Raw genomic sequence first — 19,179 nt, 5'->3', positions numbered from 1 at the left:
TGTGCTGGCGGCGGTCGCTGCTGTCCTCAGGAGGTGTTCGGAGCGGCGGGCGCAGCGGGGTGGGACCGGAGGTCACGCCGCTGGCAGCGGCCTCCGCCAGTCGGAGACGAGCACGCGGACCCGGGAGGACGGCGAGCCGTCCCAGTCGACCTCGAGCCCCGCATCGCGGAGCACCTCGACGAGGACCGCTGCCGCGGCCCCGGCGTCGGCCTGGGCCATCGCGTTCCGTCCGTGCTCGGACCGCATCGCTGCTTCGACCACGTGCGCAGGTGTCGCCGGGTTCGGCGCGAACACCGAGAACAGCAGGTACAGCGTCGCCGGCGTGGTCGCCAACCGATCGGCGTCCTGCTGGTGGAAGCCGGCACCGGCCCATGCCTCGCCCCCTGCACTCCGACGCCGCTCTCGCAGTTCGTCCCAGAGCTCGCCCTTGTCGAAGCCCGCAGCCATCGCGGTGACGAAACCGTGGTCACGTTCGAGCACCGCGAACCCGCCGGTGAGCCGGTCGTGGTCGGACGGCCCGACTCCGGTCGCGAGTTCCGCGATGCGTGCATCCCAGATCGACCGGACTCGGGACCGCGCGGCTCGGACGTCGCCACCGGCGTCCTCGATCAGCTCCTCGGCCGCTTGCACGGCGGATTCGAAGTCGGTGAAGCCCGGCCCGATGATTGTGCGGAGTTCCTCGTCCACCCCGTCGTCGTCCGGCTACGCCGTTTCCGTGGTCGGTGCATCGTCCGTCGGCCTGCCCGGACCGCGTCGCCATCGGTCGAAGATCCCCATGCGAGCAGCCTACGAGGCGGACAGGTCACCATCGCGGACGGACGACGCGTGCCTGGAGGCGCGTGGCGGCGCCGCCACGCGCCTCCAGGCTTTCCGCCCCACCGTTCCGGAGCCGCGAGCCGGCGGCGGTAGCGTGGGGCGATGCCACCGATCCGGGTCCGCCCAGCGCGGCCGTCCGACGCCGCCGGCATCGCCGCGGTGCACGTCCAGGCGTGGCGCGAGGCGTACGCGCACCTGATGCCGGCAGACTTCCTCGCCGCGCTCGACGTCGGGCGACGCGAGACCGGCTGGAACGCGATCATCGCCGACGACAGCACCGACGTCGTCGTCGCGACCGACGGTTCGCGCATCGTGGGGTGGGCCACTGTGGGTGCCGGTCGCGACCGTGACCCGGTTCGCGATCGCGAGCTCGAGGGCATCTACGTGCTCGCCGCCGCGCAGGGGACCGGAGCCGGCCAGCAGCTGCTCGACGCCGTGGTCGCGGACGACCCCGCGTACCTGTGGATGGCCGAGGACAACCCCCGCGCAGAGGCGTTCTACCGACGCAACGGGTTCACCCGAGACGGTGCGGTGCAGCAGGAGGCCTTCGGGTCGGCGACGGTGCATGTCGTGCGGCTGGTCCGCTGAGGACCGGCTGTCCATGGTCGTCCCCAGGCGTCCGTGATGGGCTGGTCCGCGTGACCACGCTCATCGTGACCGCCCACCCGGACCCCGACTCACTGACGCACGAAGTCGCGGAGCGGCTGCGGCGAGTGCTGCTGCCGGCTCCGGTCGAAGTAGCCGACCTCGCGGCCGAGGGCTTCGACCCGCGCTTCACCCTCGCCGACCGCCACACGTACCGGACGGGCCTGACGCCGCCCGCCGACGTCGCACGCGAGCAGGAGCGACTCGACGGCGTGACCGACCTCGTCCTGGTCTTCCCGGTGTGGTGGTGGTCGATGCCCGCGCTGCTGAAGGGGTGGATCGACCGGGTCTTCGTGAACGGGTGGGCGTTCGACGTCGATCCCGACGCCGGCATCACCCGGAAGCTCGGTCGGCTCACCACGCACCTGGTGCCGATCGCGGGCGACGACGCGGGCGTGTACGAGCGGCACGGGTACGAACAGGCGCTCCGAACGCAGGTCGAGCACGGCATCGTCGACTACTGCGGCAGCCGGAGGGGCGTCACCGCGTTCGTGTACGACTCGGAACGCACCGACACCGTCGCTCGGGACGCGGCGGTCGACGCTGCGGTGGAGTCGGTGCGGGAGGCGGTCCTCCGCGGCCGGTGACCCGGAGGCGCGGGACGGCCCGCCGCGGGACCCCGATCCCGTTCGTCAGCGGGGAGGGCTACTCCCCCGCCTCGTCCCGCTCCGCCCGGGCCTGCCGACGAGCTTCGCGGCGCGCACGCCACTCGGCGTCCTGCTGCTCCTGCAGCGGACTCCGCTGCATCGAACCCCGGATCGCGAGCGCGATGAGGATCACCACGACGATCAGCACGACCGGTACCAAGAACGTCAACGCGACCACTGCGAACCCCCCTCGAGGAAACCCCTGCACGGAGGGTACCGCTCGCGGTGACCCACAGATCGTGGGGTCCGGTCGTCACAGTCGCCCGACAGGCGGCCTGGAGGCGCGTGGCGGTGCCGCCACGCGCCTCCAGGCCGGCTCCGGATCACCTGCAGTACGTGACGGGTTCCGTCCGCCCCGAGGCGAGCGCTCGCGTCGCCGCCTCGGCGATCGCCTGCGCCCGCAGGCCGTCCTCGAGCACGACCGGCGGCTCCACCCCCTGCTCGAGCGCGTCCACGAACGCGGCCAGCGTCGCCGCGTAGGTCGGCCGCACGCGCTCGAACCAGCCGTCGTGCAGACCGTCCTCGACCACCTGCCCGGGACCGTACCGGGCGACGTTCCCCCGGCGGTTCCGGCGGGACTCGACGAGTCCGGTGGACCCCATGACCTCGATGCGCTCGTCGTAGCCGTACCCGGTGCGCCGGACGCTGTCGATCTGGACGAGCGCTCCGGAGGGCAGGGTCAGCGTCGCGACCGAGGTGTCGACGTCGCCGAAGTCGCGGATCGCGGGGTCGACGAGCGCCGAGCCGGTGACCGACACGGACACCGGGTCCTGCCCGGTGATCCAGCGCACGAGGTCGAAGAAGTGCACGGTCTGGTCGCGGAGCTGCCCGCCGGACACGCGCAGGTACTCGATCGGTGGGAGCGAGGGTCCGCGTGAGCTGAGCTGGACGAGTTCGACGTCACCGACACCGCCCTCGGCGACGATGCGGCGGAGCTCGGCGTGGTCGCGGTCGTACCGGCGGTTGAAGTCGAGCATCGCGGGGACCCCGGCGGCGCGCACGTGCTCGACGACGGCGACGGCTTCGGCGAGGTCCGGCGCGATCGGCTTCTCGCAGAGCACGGCGAGCCCGGCGTCGGCCGCGGCACGGAGGTGCTGCGCGTGGGTGTCGGTCGACGAGGCGACGAAGACCGCGTCGACGATCGACGGGTCGAACACCTCGGCCTCGGTGAGTGCCCGGGTGCCGAACCGCTCGGCGAGCGCCGACGCCCGCGCGGTGTCGACGTCGTGGATGCCGACGAACGCGACGTGCGGGTCGGCGGCGAGGTTCTCGGCGTGCACGGTGCCGATGAACCCGGCGCCGATCAGGGCGAATCGCTGCGTCACGGTCAGCTCACCAGGATCGCGGTGAGGTCGCGCATGGTGCGGGCGACGAGGGCGGGGTCCTGCTCGTTGGCACGGTCGGAGAACATCTCGGTGACCCACCAGCCGTCGTACCCGGTCGCCTTGACCGCGTCGACCCACTGCTGGAGCGGGATCGACCCGCCGCCGATGACGACGTTGCGGTGCACGGACTGGTCGGGGACGTCGTGCGCCCGGTCGAGGTCGAGGCCGTCGGACAGGTGCACGGCCTTGATGAGTTCGGGCGGGAGTGCGCGGACCTCGGCGAGGGTGTCCCCGGTGGTCCAGAAGTGCCAGGTGTCGAGCGCGATACCGACGTTGTCGCGGTCGGCTTCCTCGATGACGTCGAGGGCGTGGCGGCAGCGGTTGAGCCGGGCCCAGGCGAGCGGCTCGAGGTAGATGCCGAGCCCGTGGTCGGCGGCGATGTCGGCGGCGGCGCGGACGTTCGCCCCGGTGACGCGGACGGCGGCGTCCTCGTCGAGCCCGAGGGTGGCACGGTAGCGGGGGTCGTCGGCGCTGAGGGTGCCGGCACGGTGTGCACGGACGACCTCCCAGTCGACCGGGCCGGTGCAGAGCTGGATGATCGGGGCACCGACGGCGACGGCGATCTCGCACATCCGGGTGACCTCGGCGAGGTAGTCCTCCCGTGCGGCGCCCTGGCGCTCGATGTCGAGCACGGCGCCGAGGCCGGTGACCTCGAGTCCGTCGAGGAGCGGCGGGAGCGTCCGGACGTCGTACCCCGCGTCGAGGTAGCGGTACAGCTTCGGGCTCTGCAGCTCGATGCCGGTGTACCCGGCCTCCTTCGCCAGGCGGATGTCCTGGACGACGTTGCCGTGGAACGTGGTCGTCACGTTCATGGAGATCTTGGGTGGCACTGGGTTCTCGCTTCATTGGACAGAACTGGACCGGTCCAGAATAGCCGCTAGTCTGGGTGCATGTCGACCCTCGACCGCGCGCCCACCATCCGGGACGTCGCCGAGCGCGCCGGCGTCTCGAAGTCCCTGGTGTCCCTGGCGCTCCGCGGCGACCCGGGCGTGAGCGAGGCCCGCCGCACCGCGGTGGAGCGTGCTGCCGACGAGCTCGGCTACCGCCCGAACCGCATCGCCCGCGCACTCGGCGAGCGTCGCACCGGCACCGTCGGGGTCCTGCTGAACGACCTGCGGAACCCCTGGTTCGTCGACCTGCTCGCGGGACTGACTGCCACGCTCGACACCGTCGGACTCTCCCCCGTGCTCGTCGACTCCGCGACCACGCGGCGGGTCGGGGGTTCCCCCGTGGACATGCTCCTGCAGCAGCGGGTTGACGGCATCGTCGTGGTCGGCACCACCGAGGACGGCCCCGCGCTCCTCCGCGCCGCCGAGACGACACCGCTCGTGCTCGCCGGCACCTACGAGCCGGAGGACCTCGGCGCCGACGTCGTGGTGAACGACGACGCAGCCGGTGCCCGCCTCGCGACCGCGCACCTCGTCGCGCTCGGGCACACCCGGATCGCGCACCTGGTCGGGCCGGGGCGCGTCGGAGCACTCCGCGCCGAGGGGTACCGCGCCGAGATGACCGAGCACGGGCTCGAGCCGGTCGTCCTGCCCGGCGGGATGACCGAGGAGAGCGGGTACGCCGCGGCGCGCCGGCTCCTGACCGGTGACGACCGGCCGACCGCGGTCGTGGCGTACAACGACCTCGCGGCGATCGGCGCCCTGTCCGCGGCGGACGACCTCACCCTGCGGGTACCGGAGGACGTGTCGATCGTCGGCTACGACAACACCTACCTCGCGGGCATCCGGCACCTCTCGCTGACGACGGTCGACAACGGCACGTTCGCGATCGGCGTCCAGGCCGCCCGCTGGCTCGGGGAGCGCGTCGGCGGGGACACGCGCGCGGCACGGCTGCACCGGGTACCGGTGTCGCTCGTCACGCGGCGCACCACGAGCGCACCCGCCTGACCGGGCCCATCACGCCGGAAGGCGACCGGCCGACGGCTGGAGGCGCGTGGCGGCGCCGTGACGCGCCTCCGGGCCGTCGGCCGGTCGGCGATCGTGCTCGGCGGCCCGACGTACTCGGACGGTGTCGCCCGGACCGTGGAGAGCACCGCAGGGGCGCAGGCGCTCCCGGCCGAGGCGGTGCGGGCGGACGGCGGTGTCCTGACCGGGATCCTCTAACCGGCGTTGGCAGGGTCGCCACCGGCGCGGTCCGCGCCGGCGAGGTCGGCACCGCGCCGCACCACGTCCTCCGCGACCTCGCGGATGCTGCGACCCGCACGACGCGCACTCGCGCGGAGCAGCTGGAACGCCTCGTCCATCCGGACGCCCCGGCGGTGTGCCAGCGCCCCCTTCGCCTGCTCGAGCGTCATCCGCGCGTCGAGGGCGTCCGCGACCTGCTCCTCGAACGTGCTCGGTCCCGGGGTGGATCGCTGGCGGACCAGCGCTGCCGACGCTGCGTCCGCGAGGAGCTGGATGAGGACCACGTCGCGGTCGTCGTGCCCGCGGTCGTGCTCGGCGAAGACGCAGAGCGACCCGATCGTGGTGCGGCGCAGCCGGATGGGTTCGGCGAACGTGCCGCAGAGGCCTTGCTCCCGCATCGTCTGGACGAAGGTCGGCCAGACCGCCTCGTGCGTCGCCACGTCGGGGACGTCGATCGTGTCGCCGGTCCGGTAGCAGTCGAGGCACGAGCCCTCGTCGGTGCCGAGCTGCGCCTCCTCCGCTTCGCTGCTCCGCTCACTCGTCGAGGCGATGACCTGCAGCGCGCCGTCGGCGTCAGCGAGGACGATCCCGGCCTCGGTCGCCGAGGTGAACCGGACGCAGGCGTCGATGACGCGGTCCATCGCGTCGAGGACGTCGAGCGTCGGGTCGAGGACGGCAGCGAGGGCCGGCGCCATGCGGTCGAACCGGTCGCGGCCCCCGTTCGCCTGCTCGTCGTCCGTGTGGTCTCCGTTCGTCCCCATGCCCTCGACGCTACGTCGAGGATCCTCACAACGGCGTGAGCCACCATGCGAACGCATCGGACACCGCGCGAACCGTACAGGCCGGCCGATTCGGCCTTGGAGGACGCGCGGAGCACGTGGCACGCTGTCACGACCCCCGAACGGGTCACCCTGTTCGAGCACCTCGACGACGAAAGGGACATCCCGTGCACAGCACCTACCAGGGCCTTCCCGAGAGCAGCCGCCCGTTCGGCGTGCACCGCTCGTCCGGGCTCACCGACCCAGCCGTCCTGCAGGCGTACGTCGAGCACCGCGTCGCCGATCCGTCGCTGCTCTCGAGCGCCTCGGGCCCCTCCTACGCCGACTTCTTCGTCACCCCGTAGTCCACGTCGGCCTGCCGGAGGGGCCCCACCACCCGGGTCAGACGCACTCCCACGTGACGACCCGGGGATCGGACGCGGTCACCTCGTGCACCGCCCCCGTGACGTGCACCACGGCGCGGTCCGTGGCGGAGCCGGGGACGGGCTCTGGACCGGACCCACCACCGTGCGCGACGATGCCGCCGGAGTCCACCGTGCCTCCAGGCCGTGACGCCGCCGCGTGCGAGGCGACCCAGACCTCGACGTCACCCGGCTCGACGACCCGGCGCATCCGACGGTCGCTGAAGGCGAACCGTTGGACGGGCACCCGGAACCGCACCCGTGTCGACTCCCCCGGACCGAGCCCGACCCGGGCGTAGCCGAGCAGTTGGACGAGGGGCCGTGTGACCGATCCCTGCACGTCGTGCCCGTACAGCTGGACCACGTCCTCGCCCTGGCGCTCCCCCGTGTTCGTGACGGTGACCGTCGCACCGAACGAGCCGTCGGTCGTGACCGACTCGTCGACGACGAGCTCGGTGTACGCGAAGGACGTGTAGCCGAGGCCGAAGCCGAACGGCCGCACCGGCGTCGAGTCCGCCGCGGTGACGTCGGACGGACCGCCGAGCCGCGGGTGCAGGTACGTGTACGGCTGCGCCCCCGCCGACCGCGGCAGCGAGACGGGCAGCCGGCCGGACGGCGACGCGGCACCGGTCAGGAGCTCGGCGATGGCGAGCCCGCCGCCCTCCCCCGGGAAGAACGCCTGCACGACCGCGGCGGGTCGGTGCTGCGGCTCCCCGTCGAGTGCCCAGCCGATCGCGTACGGGCGTCCGGTGAGCAGCACCATCACGGTCGGGGTGCCGGTGGCGACCACCGCCTCGACGAGTTCACGCTGCACGCCGGGCAGGTCGAGCGACTCGGTGTCGTTGCCCTCGCCGACGGTGCCCCGGCCGAACAGGCCGGCCTGGTCGCCGACGACGACGACGGCGACGTCCGAGGCGCGCGCCACGGCGACGGCTTCCGCGATCTGGTCACGATCGGTCCCCTCGACGGCGCAGCCGACCGCGAAGCGGACGGCAGCCTCGCCGAGCGCCTGGGCGAGGGCCTCGCGGACGGTCGGGATGGCGAAGCCGAGGGGCAGGTCGGGGTGCGTGGCGAGCACGTGGTTGGCGAAGGAGTAGCAGCCCTGCAGGGCCTCGGCGCGGTCGGCGTTCGGGCCGACGAGGGCGACGGAGGCTCCGGGACGGAGCGGGAGGACGGCGGCGGCGGTGCCGGCACCCCCGTCCGGCGTCGTGGCCGCGCCCGGCGCCGTGGCCGCGACCGGGGCCTCGTTCGACAGCAGCACGAGCGACCGCGCCGCGAGCCGCTGCGCCAGGTCACGGTGCAGCGGGGTGTCCAGGTCGATGCCGGTGGGGGCCTCATCCTCGAACACGTCGGGGTCGAGCAGCCCGAGCCGCTCCTTCTGCCGGAGCACCCGCAGCACGGCCCGGTCGACGAGCGCCTCGTCGAGGAGCCCCGAACGGACCCGCTCCACGAGCGGTGCGAGGTACGCGTCACCGGTGGGCAGCTCCACGTCGATCCCGGCCGACAGTGCGAGCGCGGCGGCTTCACCACGGTCGGCGGCGACGCCGTGCATGACCTCGAGGAACGCGACCGAGAAGTAGTCGGCGACGACGGTGCCGTCGAAGCCGAGCTCGTCGCGGAGCAGGTCCGTGAGGAGCGCCGGGTTCGCCGCGACCGGCACCCCGTCGATCTCCGCGTAGGAGTTCATCACCGAGCGCGCTCCGCCGTCGCGGATGGCCATCTCGAACGGCGGCACGAACACGTCGGCGATCTCCCGGGCGCCGGCGTGCACCGGGGCGTGGTTCCGCCCCGCCTGCGACGCCGAGTACCCGAGGAAGTGCTTGAGCGTCGCGTCCACCCCCGCGCTCTGCAGGCCCCGCACGTAGGCGGAGCCGACGGTGCCGACGAGGTACGGGTCCTCGCCGATGCACTCGTCGACGCGGCCCCAGCGCGGGTCACGGATGACGTCGAGCACGGGCGCGAGGCCCTGGTGCACGCCGAGCTGCCGCATCGAGTCGCCGATCGCCCGGCCCACCTGCTCGACGAGCTGCGGGTCGAACGACGCTCCCCACGCCAGCGGCGTCGGGAACGTGGCGGCCTTCCAGGCGGCGAGGCCGGTGAGGCACTCCTCGTGCACGAGCGCCGGGATCCCCAGCCGCGTCTCCCGCTTCAGGCGTCGCTGTTCGGCCCAGAGCCACGCGGCGCGCTCGTCCGGTTCGACGGGGCGGGTGCCGTAGACGCGGGTGAACTGGCCGATGCCGTGCCGGGTGATGTCGGCGAGGGCGGCGCCCTGTGCGGCGCCGTCCTGGGAACCGGTCATCTCACCCTGCATCGGGGCGACCACGCCGTTCTGGTCGAGCCAGTAGCCGACGAGCTGAGCGGCCTTCTCCTCGAGCGTCATGGCGGCGAGGAGGGTGGTGGCGCGGTCGGTGGCGGGCGCGTCGGTGGCGGGCGCGTGGGTTGCGTCCGTTGCGTGGGTTGCATGGTCGACGCTGGTCGCATCGGTCGCGTCGTCGACGCTGGTCCCGTCGGCGGCGGTGCCGGCCTGGAGGCGCGGGTCGCGTCCGGCGGTCCGTGTCGCGTCCGTCGCCGTCACCCCTTCACCGCCCCGGTCAGGCCGCCGACGATGCGGCGCTGGAAGACGGCGAAGAACACGAGCGCCGGGATCATCGAGAGCGACGTGAACGCCAGGACCCGCGCGGTGTCGACGGAGTACTGCGACGCGAACGCCTGGACCCCGAGCGGCAGCGTGTAGGCGGACGCGTCGTTGAGGATGAACAGCGGCAGGAGGTAGCTGTTCCAGCTGCCGATGAACGCGAGGATGCCGACCGTGACGACACCCGGCAGCGACAGCGGGACGACCATCCGGAAGAAGAACCCGAGGCGGCTCGCACCGTCGATCGACGCCGCCTCCTCGAGCTCGTCCGGGATCGCCCGGAGGAAGGGCACGAGGATGATGACCGTCGTCGGCAGGGCGAACGCGATCTGCGGCAGGATCACGCCGGCGAGGTTGTTCGTCAGGCCGAGGTCCTTCACGAGGATGTAGAGCGGCGTGATCGCCACGGTGATCGGGAACATCAGCCCGGCGGCGAACAGCGAGTAGAGCGCGCCGCTGCCCCGGAACCGGTAGCGGGCGAGGACGAAGCTGACCATCAGGCCGAGCACGACGACGCCGACCGTGGTGGCGACACCGGCGATCACGGAGTTGCCGAGCTGCTGCCAGAACACCCCGCTCGTCAGCACGGAGACGTAGTTGCCGATCTGCCAGGGGTTGGGCAGGCCGGCCGGACTCGCGGTGATCTGCGAGTTGGTGCGGAAGCCGCCGAGCACGATGTACGCGACGGGGCCGACGCAGACCGCGATGAACAGCAGTGCGATGAAGTACGTGCCCAGGTTGCGTTCGCGACGCACCGGTCCCGAGTCCCGGGGACGGCGCTTCGGCGCGACGATGGAGGCGGTGGCGGTCATCGGTCGCTCTTCTCGGTGAGGGCGCCGGCGGTGTCGCGGCGCAGGACGAACCGCTGGTAGACGAGGGCGACGACCAGCGAGATGAGGAAGATGACCACGGCGACGGCGTTGCCGTACCCGTAGTTGCCGGACAGTCGACCGTTGCCGACCATGTATGTCGCCATCGTCGAGGTGCCCGCGGTGGAGGCGATGTACTGCCCCCAGATGATGTAGACGAGGTCGAACAGCTGGAGCGACCCGATGATCGACAGGAACGCCCAGATCCGGAGCGTCGGACCGAGCAGCGGCAGCGTGATGCGCCGCTGGATCTGCCAGTAGCTCGCACCGTCGAGCTGTGCGGCCTCGAACAGTTCCTCGGGGATGCTCTGCAGGCCGGCGAGGAACAGGATCACCGCGAAGCCGATGTACTTCCACGAGATGATCCCGAGCAGGGTCCAGAGCGCGATGTCGGGGTTCGACAGCCAGTCGTTGCGCAGCGCGCCGAGCCCGAGGGTCTGCAGCAGGTCGTTGATCGCGCCGCTCGACTGGAGCATGAGGCTCCAGCCGGTGCCGACGATGACCTCGGAGATCACGTACGGCAGGAAGATGAGCACGCGGATCAGGCCACGCCCGCGGATGCGCTGGTTGAGCAGCAGCGCGAGGATGATCGCGATCGGCCCCTGCACGAGCAGCGACCCGATGACGATGAACAGGTTGTGCCAGAGCACCGCGCGGAAGTCCGGGTCGGTGAAGATGACCTTGTAGTTCTGCAGGCCGACGAAGTCGACGGGGGCGCCGTAGCCCTGCCACTTGTAGAAGCCGTAGTAGGCGGCGAGCGCGACGGGCAGGATGACGAACCCGACGAACATGATGACCGCGGGGCCGGCGAGGACGGCGATCTCGACCCGGGTTCGGACGTCGGTGCCCTTGCGGACCCGGCGGGCCGGGGCCGACGGCGAACCGTCGGCCCCGCCTGCGCGACGCCCCGTCCCGGACCGTGCCTCCTCGGGACGTGCCGAGGAAGGGCTGGTGACGGAGGTGGTCATGGGTGTCTCAGCCCTTCGCCGCAGCCTGGTTGACGGTCGACACGATGTCCGAGACGGACCCCTTGCCGGCGAGCAGGTTGACGACGCTGGTGTTGAGGGCGTTGCCGACGTTCTGGCCGTAGAGCGTGTCGAGGTAGTTCGAGACGAACGGGGCGTCGTTGTACGCCTTGAGGACCGTCGTCAGGTAAGGCTCGGTGACGACCGACTGCGCCGCCTTGTTCGCCGGGATCGAGTTGAACGCCTTGTAGTAGTTCTCCTGCGCGTCCTTCTGGGTCACGAAGTTGAGGAAGTCGGTGCACTCCTTCTTGGGTGCCTTCGCCGAGCAGGAGAGGCCGCCGACGGCGCCCATCATCGAGCCGGGCGCACCCTTGCCGCCGGAGATCTCCGGGAACGGGAAGAAGCCGAGGTCCTTGAGCGGCTTGCCGTCCGGGGTGAGCGAGGAGATCACGCCCGGGTCCCACGCGCCCATGAGTTCCATGGCTGCCTTGTGGTTCGCGACGAGACCGGCCGAGCTGCCGGCACCCTGCTGGGCGGAGGTGGTCAGGAAGCCGTCGTTGAACGGCTTCGTGTCGAAGAAGGCCTTGGTGTCCTCACCGGCCTGCTTCCAGCACGAGTTCGTGAACTTGAGGTCCTGCGCGGTCTTGTTGAGCGTGTCCGCCGAGCAGGCCCGGAGTGCGAAGTTGTAGTACCAGTGCGCGGCCGGCCAGGCGTCCTTGGCGCCGACGGCGACGGGCTGGATGTTCGCGTCCTTGAGCTTCTGGATGTCCGCGTTCAGCTCGTCCATCGTCGTGGGCGTGCCCTCGATGCCGGCCTGCTTGAAGAGGTCCTGGCTGTACCAGACGCCCTCGGGGTCGACGTTCGTCGGCATCGCCCAGGTCTTGCCGTTCAGCTCGAAGGCCTTGAAGGACCCGTCGCTGATCCCGCTCTTCGCGTCCGAGCCGATGGAGTCGGAGATGTCCATGAGCTGGCCGGCGTTGACCATCGCGGCCATCTTCCCGCCGCCGCGCTGCGAGAAGACGTCCGGGGCGGAGTTCGAGTTGAGCGCGGTCTGGAGCTTGCCGTCCAGGTCCTCGTTCTGGATCGCCTGGATCTTGATGGTCACGTTCGGGTTCTTCGCCTCGAAGGCCTTGACCGTGTCCTGCCAGAACGCCTTGCCCGGCCCGGTGGTCGAGTTGTTCCAGAAGGTCATCGAGACCTTCCCGCCGTCGCTGCCGCCAGCAGCGTCACTGCCCGCCGAGCAGCCTGAGGCCACCAGCGCTGTCGCCCCGATCAGCGCGATGGCTGCCGCGGTACGGATCTTCCTCGTCATCGTGGAACTCCTGGTTGTCGTCGTTGACATGGAGCGACATCCACTGTCGCTGCGGAGAGCGTGTCAGGTGCTCAACAACCTTGTCAATCGTTATCGATAACGTTTTCTTTACCAAACGAACCGCGGACGCAGCGGTACGGTGTGCAGATGGACACGGCCATCGGCGCGCGCCCCGGAGTCGGCCGGGTCACCATCGCCGACGTCGCTCGCGCCGCCGGCGTCTCGATCCCCACCGTCTCGAAGGTCATCAACCAGCGCGACGGCGTGGCCCCGTCGACGATGCTCCGCGTGCAGCAGGTCGTCGAGGAGCTCGGCTACGAGACCTCCCTCGTCGCACGGAGCCTGCGGAGCTCGCGCACCGGCGTCATCGGGATCCTGGTGACCGAGTTCGAGCCGTTCTCGACCGAGCTCCTCCGCGGCATCTCGCGCGCCACGACCGGCACCGGGTACGAGCTCCTCGCGTACGCGGGACTCCTGACCGGCGTCGACCGACCCGGGTGGGAGCGCCGATCGCTCTCACGGCTGTCCGGCACCCTCATCGACGGCGCCATCGTCGTCACACCGACGACGGCCCTGTCGAGTTCCTCGATCCCGGTCGTCGCCATCGACCCGCACACCGGCCCGGAGGGGCACGCCACGGTCGACGCCGACAACGAAGGCGGTGGCGTCGACGCGGTCGAGCACCTCCTCGCGCTCGGGCACACCCGGATCGCACACGTGCACGGCCGTGCCGACCTCGCCTCCGCCCAGCTCCGTGAGGCCGGCTACCGCCGCGCCCTCGCCGCCGCCGGGATCACGGTGGACGAACGGCTCGTCCGGGACGGCGGCTACCAGGAAGACCAGTCGGCCCGCGTCGCCCACGAGCTCCTGACGATGCCGGACCGCCCCACCGCCGTGTTCGCCGCGAACGACTCCGCTGCGATCGGTGTGCTCCGTGCTGCCGCCGCGCTCGGGCTCCGCGTCCCCGAGGACCTGTCGGTGGTCGGCTTCGACGACGTGCCGCAGGCCGCCATGACGAACCCACCGCTCACGACCGTCGCGCAACCACTGGCCGAACTCGGGTCGCGCGCCGTCGAGATGCTCCTGACGATGCTCCGCGGGGAGCCGGCGTCGGCACACGTCCGACTGCCGACCACGCTCCGGGTGCGCCGGAGCACCGGGCCGGTGCCGCGCACCACCCGCTGACGGCGACGGCGGGCACTCCCGACGTCGGCCCGACCGCGACGAGGGCCGCTACCGACGCGCGCAGCCGCCGTCGGTCCTCAGCGCCGCAGCGTCTGCTTCGGGTACTCCCCGAACCGCTCCGCGTAGGACGCCGAGAACCGTCCGAGGTGCGCGAACCCCCAGCGCCGGGCGACGTCACCCACCGCGCCGAGCGACGGGTCCAGCTCGAGCAGTTCGACACGGACCCGGTCCAGCCGCACCTGCCGCAGGTAGGTCAGCGGTGACACGTCGAACACCCGGCGGAAGGACTCCTGCACGGACCGCACGCTGAGGCCGGAGGCAGCCGAGAGGTCTGCGACGGTGACCGGCTCGGCGGCGTGGTCGTGGATGTACTCGACCGCTGCGCGGAGCCGGGCGTTCCGCGGCAGCGCGAGCACCGCGGGGAGGTCGCCCGGCTGCGGCGGGAACACGTCGAGGAACACCTCGGCCGCCATCGTCTTCGCGCCCTGCCATGCCGCGGACTCCGGCCCGCCGACGCGGAGCGACCGGGCGAGCGCCGTCAGGACGCCCTGCCACCGGCGAGCGGTCTCGAGGTCGGGGATGCGTCGCTCGTCGAACCGCAGCGCGTGCTCCCCGACCGACCCGCGCAGCGCGGCGACCCGGCGGACGAACCCCCGGTCGAGGTGCACGATCCGCTGGTCGTGGTCGGTGCTGCGGAACGAGTAGTCGTGGTCCGGCGGCAGCAGCGCGGGGGTGCCGAGCGGCAGCGCGTACCGCTCCCCCAGGCGCTCGACCTCGGTGGAGCCCGAACCGATCCACGTCACGACGTAGTCACCGCCAGCCGGTACGGATCCGGCCAGGACGCCGTGGAGCTGCGCACGCCGGATGGTCACCTCGGAGTCCCCGAGCGCGGTGTAGCGGTAGTCGAACGCTCCGTCGGCCGGCTTCGCGACCCAGCGGTCGCCGCCGTAGATCCCGCTCAGGTCACGCACGGCGTCCTCGGGCTGCCGGCCGGCCACCTCGAAGCGGACGGTCGCGGGCGTGGTCACGTCGCCGGGGTCGGTGATCAGCGGGTCGACCATGACGACCCCCGATCCGCCGCGCCTGTCCGAATCACGCAGTAGGCCTCGTTATCTGGATACGCTGGCAGGGAGAGCGCGGCGTAACGTTGCGCCGAACCGATCCGCACCGAGGGGGCGACCACGTGAGCGAGATCGACCTGACGGCCGCGATCACCCGCCTCGAAGCCGCGATGGGAGCGCTTCGCGGTCGACTGCGTGAACGACTCGAGGTCTCGGGCACGGACCTGACGGTCCTGCAGTTCGTCGCGCGCGCCGAGGCGGCGGAGCGGAAGGTCCGGGTGAAGGACCTCGCGTCGCACCTGGGGCTGAGTGGACCGGCAGTCACGGGCACGGTCGACCGACTGGAACGCGGCGGACACCTCTGCCGCGTGCCGAACCCGGACGACGGCCGGAGCCGGTTCATTGAGTTGACGCCGGAGACCCAGCGCGCGTACGCCGCTGCGATGGACAGCACGAACGAACACCTGCACGAGCTGTTGTCCTCCTTCTCCGACCGCGATCGGGCCAAGTACGTCAAGGTCATCGACCGCGTCATCGAAGCGCTCGAGTACGGCGCTCCGACCCCTTGACGGCAGGCTACGGGCGGCTCGGAGGCTTCCCGGACCGTTTGTCCAACAAGCGCAGTTAGGTAACTTCCCTACCTATCTTGCCGGACGTGGCTCCGGCTCGTCCGTACCTTCTCCTGCGGAGGCCCCCGATCGGGGGTACCCGCAGGTGAGGAGGAATCATGGGCAACTACGAATCCCAGCAGGGCGTCGACCCGGTGCGCATCGAGACGTTCCGCCGGATGCGCAAGCGCTGGAAGTTCGGCGAGCTGCAGGACGGCGCAGGGCTGTACGAGGACTTCTTCACGGACACCGCCCGCGACCCGCGTCGCGGCTGAGGTGGACCACCCCGGCCGCTCGGTGCCGGGCACGTACGTGGGACAGGTGAACGGCCCGGGGTGGTGAACCCCGGGCCGTTCGTGTGCGCCGTCCTCCTGATCCTGGTCGTCAGCCCTTCACGGCGCCGGAGGTCAGTCCCGAGACGATCGAGCGGCGGAACACCAGCACGAGGATCACGATCGGCACGGTGGCCGCCACGCTCGCCGCGAAGATCTGGGCGAACGGCACCGTGAACTGCGTCCCGAACAGGGCGATGCCCACCGGGATCGTCCGGAACGAGTTCTCGCTGTTGAACGTCAGCGCCATCAGGAACTCGCTCCACGACGCCGTGAAGGTGAACACGCCCACCGTGAAGAGCCCCGGTTTCGCCATCGGCAGGATCACGGACAGCACCGTCCGCCAGGCGCCGGCGCCGTCGATCTCGGAGGCCTCCTCGATCGTCGAGGGGATGCCCTGCAGGTAGTTCCGCATGATCCAGATGGCGAACGGCAGGTTGAACGCCACGTACGGCACGATCAGGCCCGGGTACGAGTTGAGCAGCCCGAGGTTCCGCTCGAGCAGGTACAGCGGCGTCAGCACCGCGATCGCCGGGAACACCGACAGCATCAGCAGCGAGGTCATGATGGCCGTGCGGCCCCGGATGTACCGTCCGGCGAGCGCGTACCCCGCCAGGAAGGCCAGCGCGAGGACGATCACCGTCGTCGACACCGACACGATGACGCTGTTCACCATGTACTGGCCGAGCGCGTTGTCGCGGAAGGCCACCACGAAGTTGTCGAAGGTGATCGACCGTGGGAACGCCGTGGGTGGCGACTGGCCGATCTCGGAGGACGGCTTGAGCGACGTCGACACGAGCCAGTACAGCGGCAGTGCGGTGAGCACCGCGATGACGACGCCGCTGACGTTGACGGTGTTGACCCACTTCCGCCAGCCTTTGCGGACACGGTGACGGGGCATCAGTCGTCCCCTCCCTTCGCCTGGTTCCGGAACGCCCGGAGGAACAGCAGACACCCGGCCGCGACGATGACCGCGGTCGAGGTCGCGATCGCCGCGCCCGGTCCGATGTTGATGTCCTGGAAGAGCACCTTGTAGCCCATGATCGCGAGCGACTGGGTCGCGGTGCCGGGTCCGCCGTTCGTCAGCACGAACGGCAGGTCGAACACGCCGAACGCCTGCAGGATGCGGAACAGCACCGCGATCGTCAGGGTCGGGGTGAGCTGCGGCAGGACCACGCGCCAGAACGTCTGCCACGAGCTCGCACCGTCGAGCTCGGCGGCCTCGTAGTGGTCCTCCGAGATCTGCACGAGTCCGGCGAGCAGGATGATCGCGACGAACGGCGTCGTCTTCCAGATGTCCGCGACCATCAGCCCGGTGATCGCCGGGACGGGCTCGCCGAGGATCACCGGGGCGTCCCCGAACAACCCGAAGAACCAGGTCGCGACGCCGTACGTCGAGTCGTAGATGTACTTCCACAGCTGCGCGTTCACGATCGTGACGAGCGACCACGGGATGAGCATGAGCGCCAGCATCCAGCCCCGGGTAGCCCCGAGCCGCTCGAGCACGAGGGCGACGAGCATGCCGAGGACGAGCTCGACGCTCACCGTCACCAGCGTGTAGAGCACCGTGAACCCGAGCGCCCGGTACCAGTCGGCGCTCTGCACCAGTGCCGCGTAGTTGTCCAGCCCGAACGACTGGATCGTGAAGCCCTCGTACCCGACCTCGACGTCCGCGAAGCTCAGGACGATCGAGTAGACCACCGGGAAGATCGTGACCGCCGCGACCACCAGGAGCGCCGGGGCTGCGAAGCCCCACGCACCCCGCGCGCGGATGCGGTCGAGCCGCGACCGCCCGGTCAGGCGAGGCGGCGGATCCGCGCGCCCCGCGCCTCCAGGCCTGGTGCCCGGCCGCGTCGCGGTGCCCGCGCTCACAGCGCCTCCCCCTGCAGAGCGAGCGCGATGGCAGAGGACATCGCGCTCGTGCCGCCGTCGACGGACGCCTGTCCGCCGAGGATGCTGTTGCCGTTCTGGTAGACGCCCTGCGAGACCTTCGGGTAGTAGGCGGTCGAGGTCGGGCGGGGCACGAGCGTGATGCCCGCCGCCGTGTCGTAGGTCGGGCGCTTCTGGCGCTTCGCGTCCTCGCTGACCAGGGACTCGCTGCGCGCCGGCAGGACCCCGCCCTCGCGGGTGAGGAACTGCTGCGCGGTCTCGCTCGACATCCAGCTGGCGAACGTCAGCGCCGCCGCCGGCTGCTGCGTGTGCGGGTTGATGTAGTTCCCCCACCCGCCGATCGTCGAGTGGTGCTCGTCCATGCCGTCGAATGTCGGCCGCGGTGCGAGCCCGACCTTGCCGGCGACCCGGCTGTCCGGGCCGTTCGCGATCCCCCACGCGTACGACCAGTTGCGGAGGAACGCGGCCCGACCGCCCGAGAAGGCGTCGTTGGTGTCCTGCTCCTGGTAGGTCAGCGTTGCCCGCGGCGACGCACCCGACGTCACGAGCGAGCGCATGAACTCGAACGCACGCTTCGTCTCGGAACTCGTGGTCTCGGGCTTCGTCAGGTCGTCGTTGAGGAGCGAGCCGCCCGCGTCCGCGACGAACTCGGTGACGTTGCAGGTCAGCCCTTCGTAGACGTCGCCCTGGAACGCGAACCCGTAGCTGACGTCGCCCGTGTCGACGAGCTTCGCGGCGGTCTCGCGCACCTCCTCCCATGACCCCGGCACCTGCAGCGAGTGCTTCGCGAGCAGGTCCTTCCGGTACAGGAAGAACGACTCGTCGATGTAGAGCGGGAACATGTAGTACGTCCCGTCGACGCTCGCCGCCTGCCGGAGGCCCTCCGGGAACTGGTCGAAGAAGTCCTCGCCGACGAGCTGGTCCACGGGGGTCGCGAGCTTGTTCTTCGCGAACTGCCCGGGCCACGCGACGTCGCCGAGGTACACGTCCGGAGTGCTGCTGCCGGCCGCGATCTGGGTCGTCAGGCTGGTGCGGTTCGTGTCCGTGTCGCTCGGTGCGCTGACGATCCGGACGCGGATGTTCGGGTGCTCCTTCTGGAACTCCGCGATGAGTCGCCGCCGGAGGTCGCCGCCGTCCTTCGAGGCCACCTGCCCCGCCCACCAGCTGATCGTGACGTCACCCTCGGGAGGGTCCGTCGGCCAGTCCTCGACCCTGGTGCGTTCGGGCCGGGTGGAGCAGCCGGCGAGCAGCAGCACCCCCGCGCCTCCGAGCAGGAAGAGCCTGCGGTCGATTGCCATCCGTCCTCCTCGACGTGGCGGGTGCGCTGCGGTGCGTCCGATCCTGTACGTCCACACAACCAATGCTCCCTGGGATGTCCCGCAGTGCGGGCGCGCGGGCGCGCGTGGACGCGAGACTCGGGGTCAGCGACAGTTCTCGGCGTCCAGCGCGCGAAATCTGTCGCTGCAGCCGAGTCTCGGGGCAGCTCGACCGAGTCTCGGACGGGCGGCCTGGAGGCG

The 19,179-nt window shown here is 71.2% G+C and carries 21 protein-coding genes; 8 read left to right on the top strand and 13 right to left on the bottom strand.

What is annotated here, in order from left to right; genetic code table 11:
• Positions 1-72: 72 nt before the first annotated feature.
• Entirely contained in the window at positions 73-687 is a 615-nt protein-coding gene (locus BLT36_RS06955) for a DUF6891 domain-containing protein (protein ID WP_092093286.1), read from the bottom strand.
• A 231-nt stretch (positions 688-918) separates the two neighbouring features.
• Between BLT36_RS06955 and BLT36_RS06950 the strand changes: the two genes are divergently transcribed.
• Complete coding sequence (locus BLT36_RS06950) at positions 919-1,404, top strand: GNAT family N-acetyltransferase (RefSeq protein ID WP_092093283.1); 486 nt, start codon at positions 919-921, stop codon at positions 1,402-1,404.
• Positions 1,405-1,454: 50 nt separating this feature from the next.
• Positions 1,455-2,048: an NAD(P)H-dependent oxidoreductase gene (locus BLT36_RS06945; protein ID WP_092093281.1), complete on the top strand. Its 594-nt coding sequence runs from the start codon at positions 1,455-1,457 to the stop codon at positions 2,046-2,048.
• Between the two features lie 58 nt (positions 2,049-2,106).
• Here the strand turns inward: BLT36_RS06945 and BLT36_RS06940 are convergent, their stop codons facing one another.
• From BLT36_RS06940 to BLT36_RS06930, 3 genes are all read right to left on the bottom strand, one after another.
• On the bottom strand, positions 2,107-2,286 hold the full coding sequence (locus tag BLT36_RS06940) for a hypothetical protein (RefSeq protein ID WP_092093278.1): 180 nt from the start codon (positions 2,284-2,286) through the stop codon (positions 2,107-2,109).
• 145 nt (positions 2,287-2,431) lie between these two features.
• Positions 2,432-3,433 carry a Gfo/Idh/MocA family oxidoreductase gene (locus BLT36_RS06935; RefSeq protein ID WP_092093275.1) on the bottom strand — a complete coding sequence of 334 codons (1,002 nt, stop codon included), beginning with the start codon at positions 3,431-3,433 and terminating at the stop codon, positions 2,432-2,434.
• A 2-nt stretch (positions 3,434-3,435) separates the two neighbouring features.
• Complete coding sequence (locus BLT36_RS06930; protein ID WP_254787391.1) at positions 3,436-4,305, bottom strand: sugar phosphate isomerase/epimerase family protein; 870 nt, start codon at positions 4,303-4,305, stop codon at positions 3,436-3,438.
• A gap of 78 nt (positions 4,306-4,383) precedes the next feature.
• Here BLT36_RS06930 and BLT36_RS06925 point away from each other — a divergent pair, with 78 nt between their 5' ends.
• A complete protein-coding gene (locus tag BLT36_RS06925; RefSeq protein WP_092093270.1) occupies positions 4,384-5,388 on the top strand; it encodes a LacI family DNA-binding transcriptional regulator in 1,005 nt (334 codons plus the stop codon).
• Positions 5,389-5,445: 57 nt separating this feature from the next.
• The gene (locus BLT36_RS18685) at positions 5,446-5,604 is read left to right on the top strand and encodes a hypothetical protein (protein WP_175529528.1); all 159 of its coding nucleotides are present in this window, start codon (positions 5,446-5,448) and stop codon (positions 5,602-5,604) included.
• On the opposite strand, the gene BLT36_RS06920 is transcribed toward BLT36_RS18685, so the two are convergent.
• The gene (locus tag BLT36_RS06920; RefSeq protein ID WP_175529527.1) at positions 5,601-6,386 is read right to left on the bottom strand and encodes a GAF and ANTAR domain-containing protein; all 786 of its coding nucleotides are present in this window, start codon (positions 6,384-6,386) and stop codon (positions 5,601-5,603) included. The two genes, BLT36_RS18685 and BLT36_RS06920, sit on opposite strands and share 4 nt — an antisense overlap.
• A 185-nt stretch (positions 6,387-6,571) precedes the next feature.
• Here BLT36_RS06920 and BLT36_RS18680 point away from each other — a divergent pair, with 185 nt between their 5' ends.
• A complete protein-coding gene (locus BLT36_RS18680; protein ID WP_175529526.1) occupies positions 6,572-6,748 on the top strand; it encodes a hypothetical protein in 177 nt (58 codons plus the stop codon).
• A 37-nt stretch (positions 6,749-6,785) separates the two neighbouring features.
• Here the strand turns inward: BLT36_RS18680 and BLT36_RS06915 are convergent, their stop codons facing one another.
• Genes BLT36_RS06915 through BLT36_RS06900 form a run of 4 tightly spaced genes read right to left on the bottom strand, consistent with a single transcriptional unit; the run spans position 6,786 to position 12,586 of the window.
• Entirely contained in the window at positions 6,786-9,380 is a 2,595-nt protein-coding gene (locus BLT36_RS06915; protein WP_254787388.1) for a beta-xylosidase/alpha-l-arabinosidase, read from the bottom strand.
• Positions 9,377-10,252, bottom strand: a complete 876-nt coding sequence (locus tag BLT36_RS06910; protein ID WP_092093264.1) for a carbohydrate ABC transporter permease — start codon at positions 10,250-10,252, stop codon at positions 9,377-9,379. Before BLT36_RS06910 ends, BLT36_RS06915 begins: the two co-directional genes overlap by 4 nt.
• Positions 10,249-11,277, bottom strand: coding sequence for a carbohydrate ABC transporter permease (locus BLT36_RS06905; protein WP_092093261.1), 1,029 nt, complete (start codon positions 11,275-11,277; stop codon positions 10,249-10,251). The genes BLT36_RS06910 and BLT36_RS06905 overlap by 4 nt, the downstream gene beginning before the upstream one ends.
• Positions 11,278-11,284: 7 nt before the next feature.
• Positions 11,285-12,586, bottom strand: a complete 1,302-nt coding sequence (locus BLT36_RS06900; protein WP_092093259.1) for an ABC transporter substrate-binding protein — start codon at positions 12,584-12,586, stop codon at positions 11,285-11,287.
• A gap of 147 nt (positions 12,587-12,733) precedes the next feature.
• Between BLT36_RS06900 and BLT36_RS06895 the strand changes: the two genes are divergently transcribed.
• On the top strand, positions 12,734-13,771 hold the full coding sequence (locus BLT36_RS06895; RefSeq protein WP_092093256.1) for a LacI family DNA-binding transcriptional regulator: 1,038 nt from the start codon (positions 12,734-12,736) through the stop codon (positions 13,769-13,771).
• 77 nt (positions 13,772-13,848) lie between these two features.
• Here BLT36_RS06895 and BLT36_RS06890 read toward each other — a convergent pair whose 3' ends face one another.
• On the bottom strand, positions 13,849-14,832 hold the full coding sequence (locus tag BLT36_RS06890; RefSeq protein WP_092093253.1) for a helix-turn-helix transcriptional regulator: 984 nt from the start codon (positions 14,830-14,832) through the stop codon (positions 13,849-13,851).
• A 122-nt stretch (positions 14,833-14,954) separates the two neighbouring features.
• On the opposite strand from BLT36_RS06890, the gene BLT36_RS06885 reads away from it, so the two are divergent.
• Positions 14,955-15,401 (top strand): MarR family winged helix-turn-helix transcriptional regulator, encoded by a 447-nt coding sequence (locus tag BLT36_RS06885; protein WP_092093249.1) that lies wholly within the window; start codon positions 14,955-14,957, stop codon positions 15,399-15,401.
• Between the two features lie 158 nt (positions 15,402-15,559).
• On the top strand, positions 15,560-15,715 hold the full coding sequence (locus BLT36_RS18675; RefSeq protein WP_175529525.1) for a hypothetical protein: 156 nt from the start codon (positions 15,560-15,562) through the stop codon (positions 15,713-15,715).
• A gap of 109 nt (positions 15,716-15,824) precedes the next feature.
• On the opposite strand, the gene BLT36_RS06880 is transcribed toward BLT36_RS18675, so the two are convergent.
• The 3 genes from BLT36_RS06880 to BLT36_RS06870 are packed head-to-tail and all read right to left on the bottom strand — an operon-like array spanning position 15,825 to position 18,960.
• Positions 15,825-16,673, bottom strand: coding sequence for a carbohydrate ABC transporter permease (locus BLT36_RS06880; protein WP_092093246.1), 849 nt, complete (start codon positions 16,671-16,673; stop codon positions 15,825-15,827).
• Positions 16,673-17,644 carry a carbohydrate ABC transporter permease gene (locus BLT36_RS06875; protein ID WP_175529524.1) on the bottom strand — a complete coding sequence of 324 codons (972 nt, stop codon included), beginning with the start codon at positions 17,642-17,644 and terminating at the stop codon, positions 16,673-16,675. Before BLT36_RS06875 ends, BLT36_RS06880 begins: the two co-directional genes overlap by 1 nt.
• Positions 17,641-18,960, bottom strand: a complete 1,320-nt coding sequence (locus tag BLT36_RS06870) for an ABC transporter substrate-binding protein (protein ID WP_092093243.1) — start codon at positions 18,958-18,960, stop codon at positions 17,641-17,643. The genes BLT36_RS06875 and BLT36_RS06870 overlap by 4 nt, the downstream gene beginning before the upstream one ends.
• Between the last annotated feature and the right edge of the window lie 219 nt (positions 18,961-19,179).

Origin of the sequence: Curtobacterium sp. UNCCL20 (assembly GCF_900101675.1) — a bacterium.
Taxonomy (GTDB): Bacteria; Actinomycetota; Actinomycetes; order Actinomycetales; family Microbacteriaceae; genus Curtobacterium.
The sequence above is the reverse complement of the archived record's forward strand: the minus strand, read 5'-3'. Positions and strand labels throughout refer to the sequence as shown.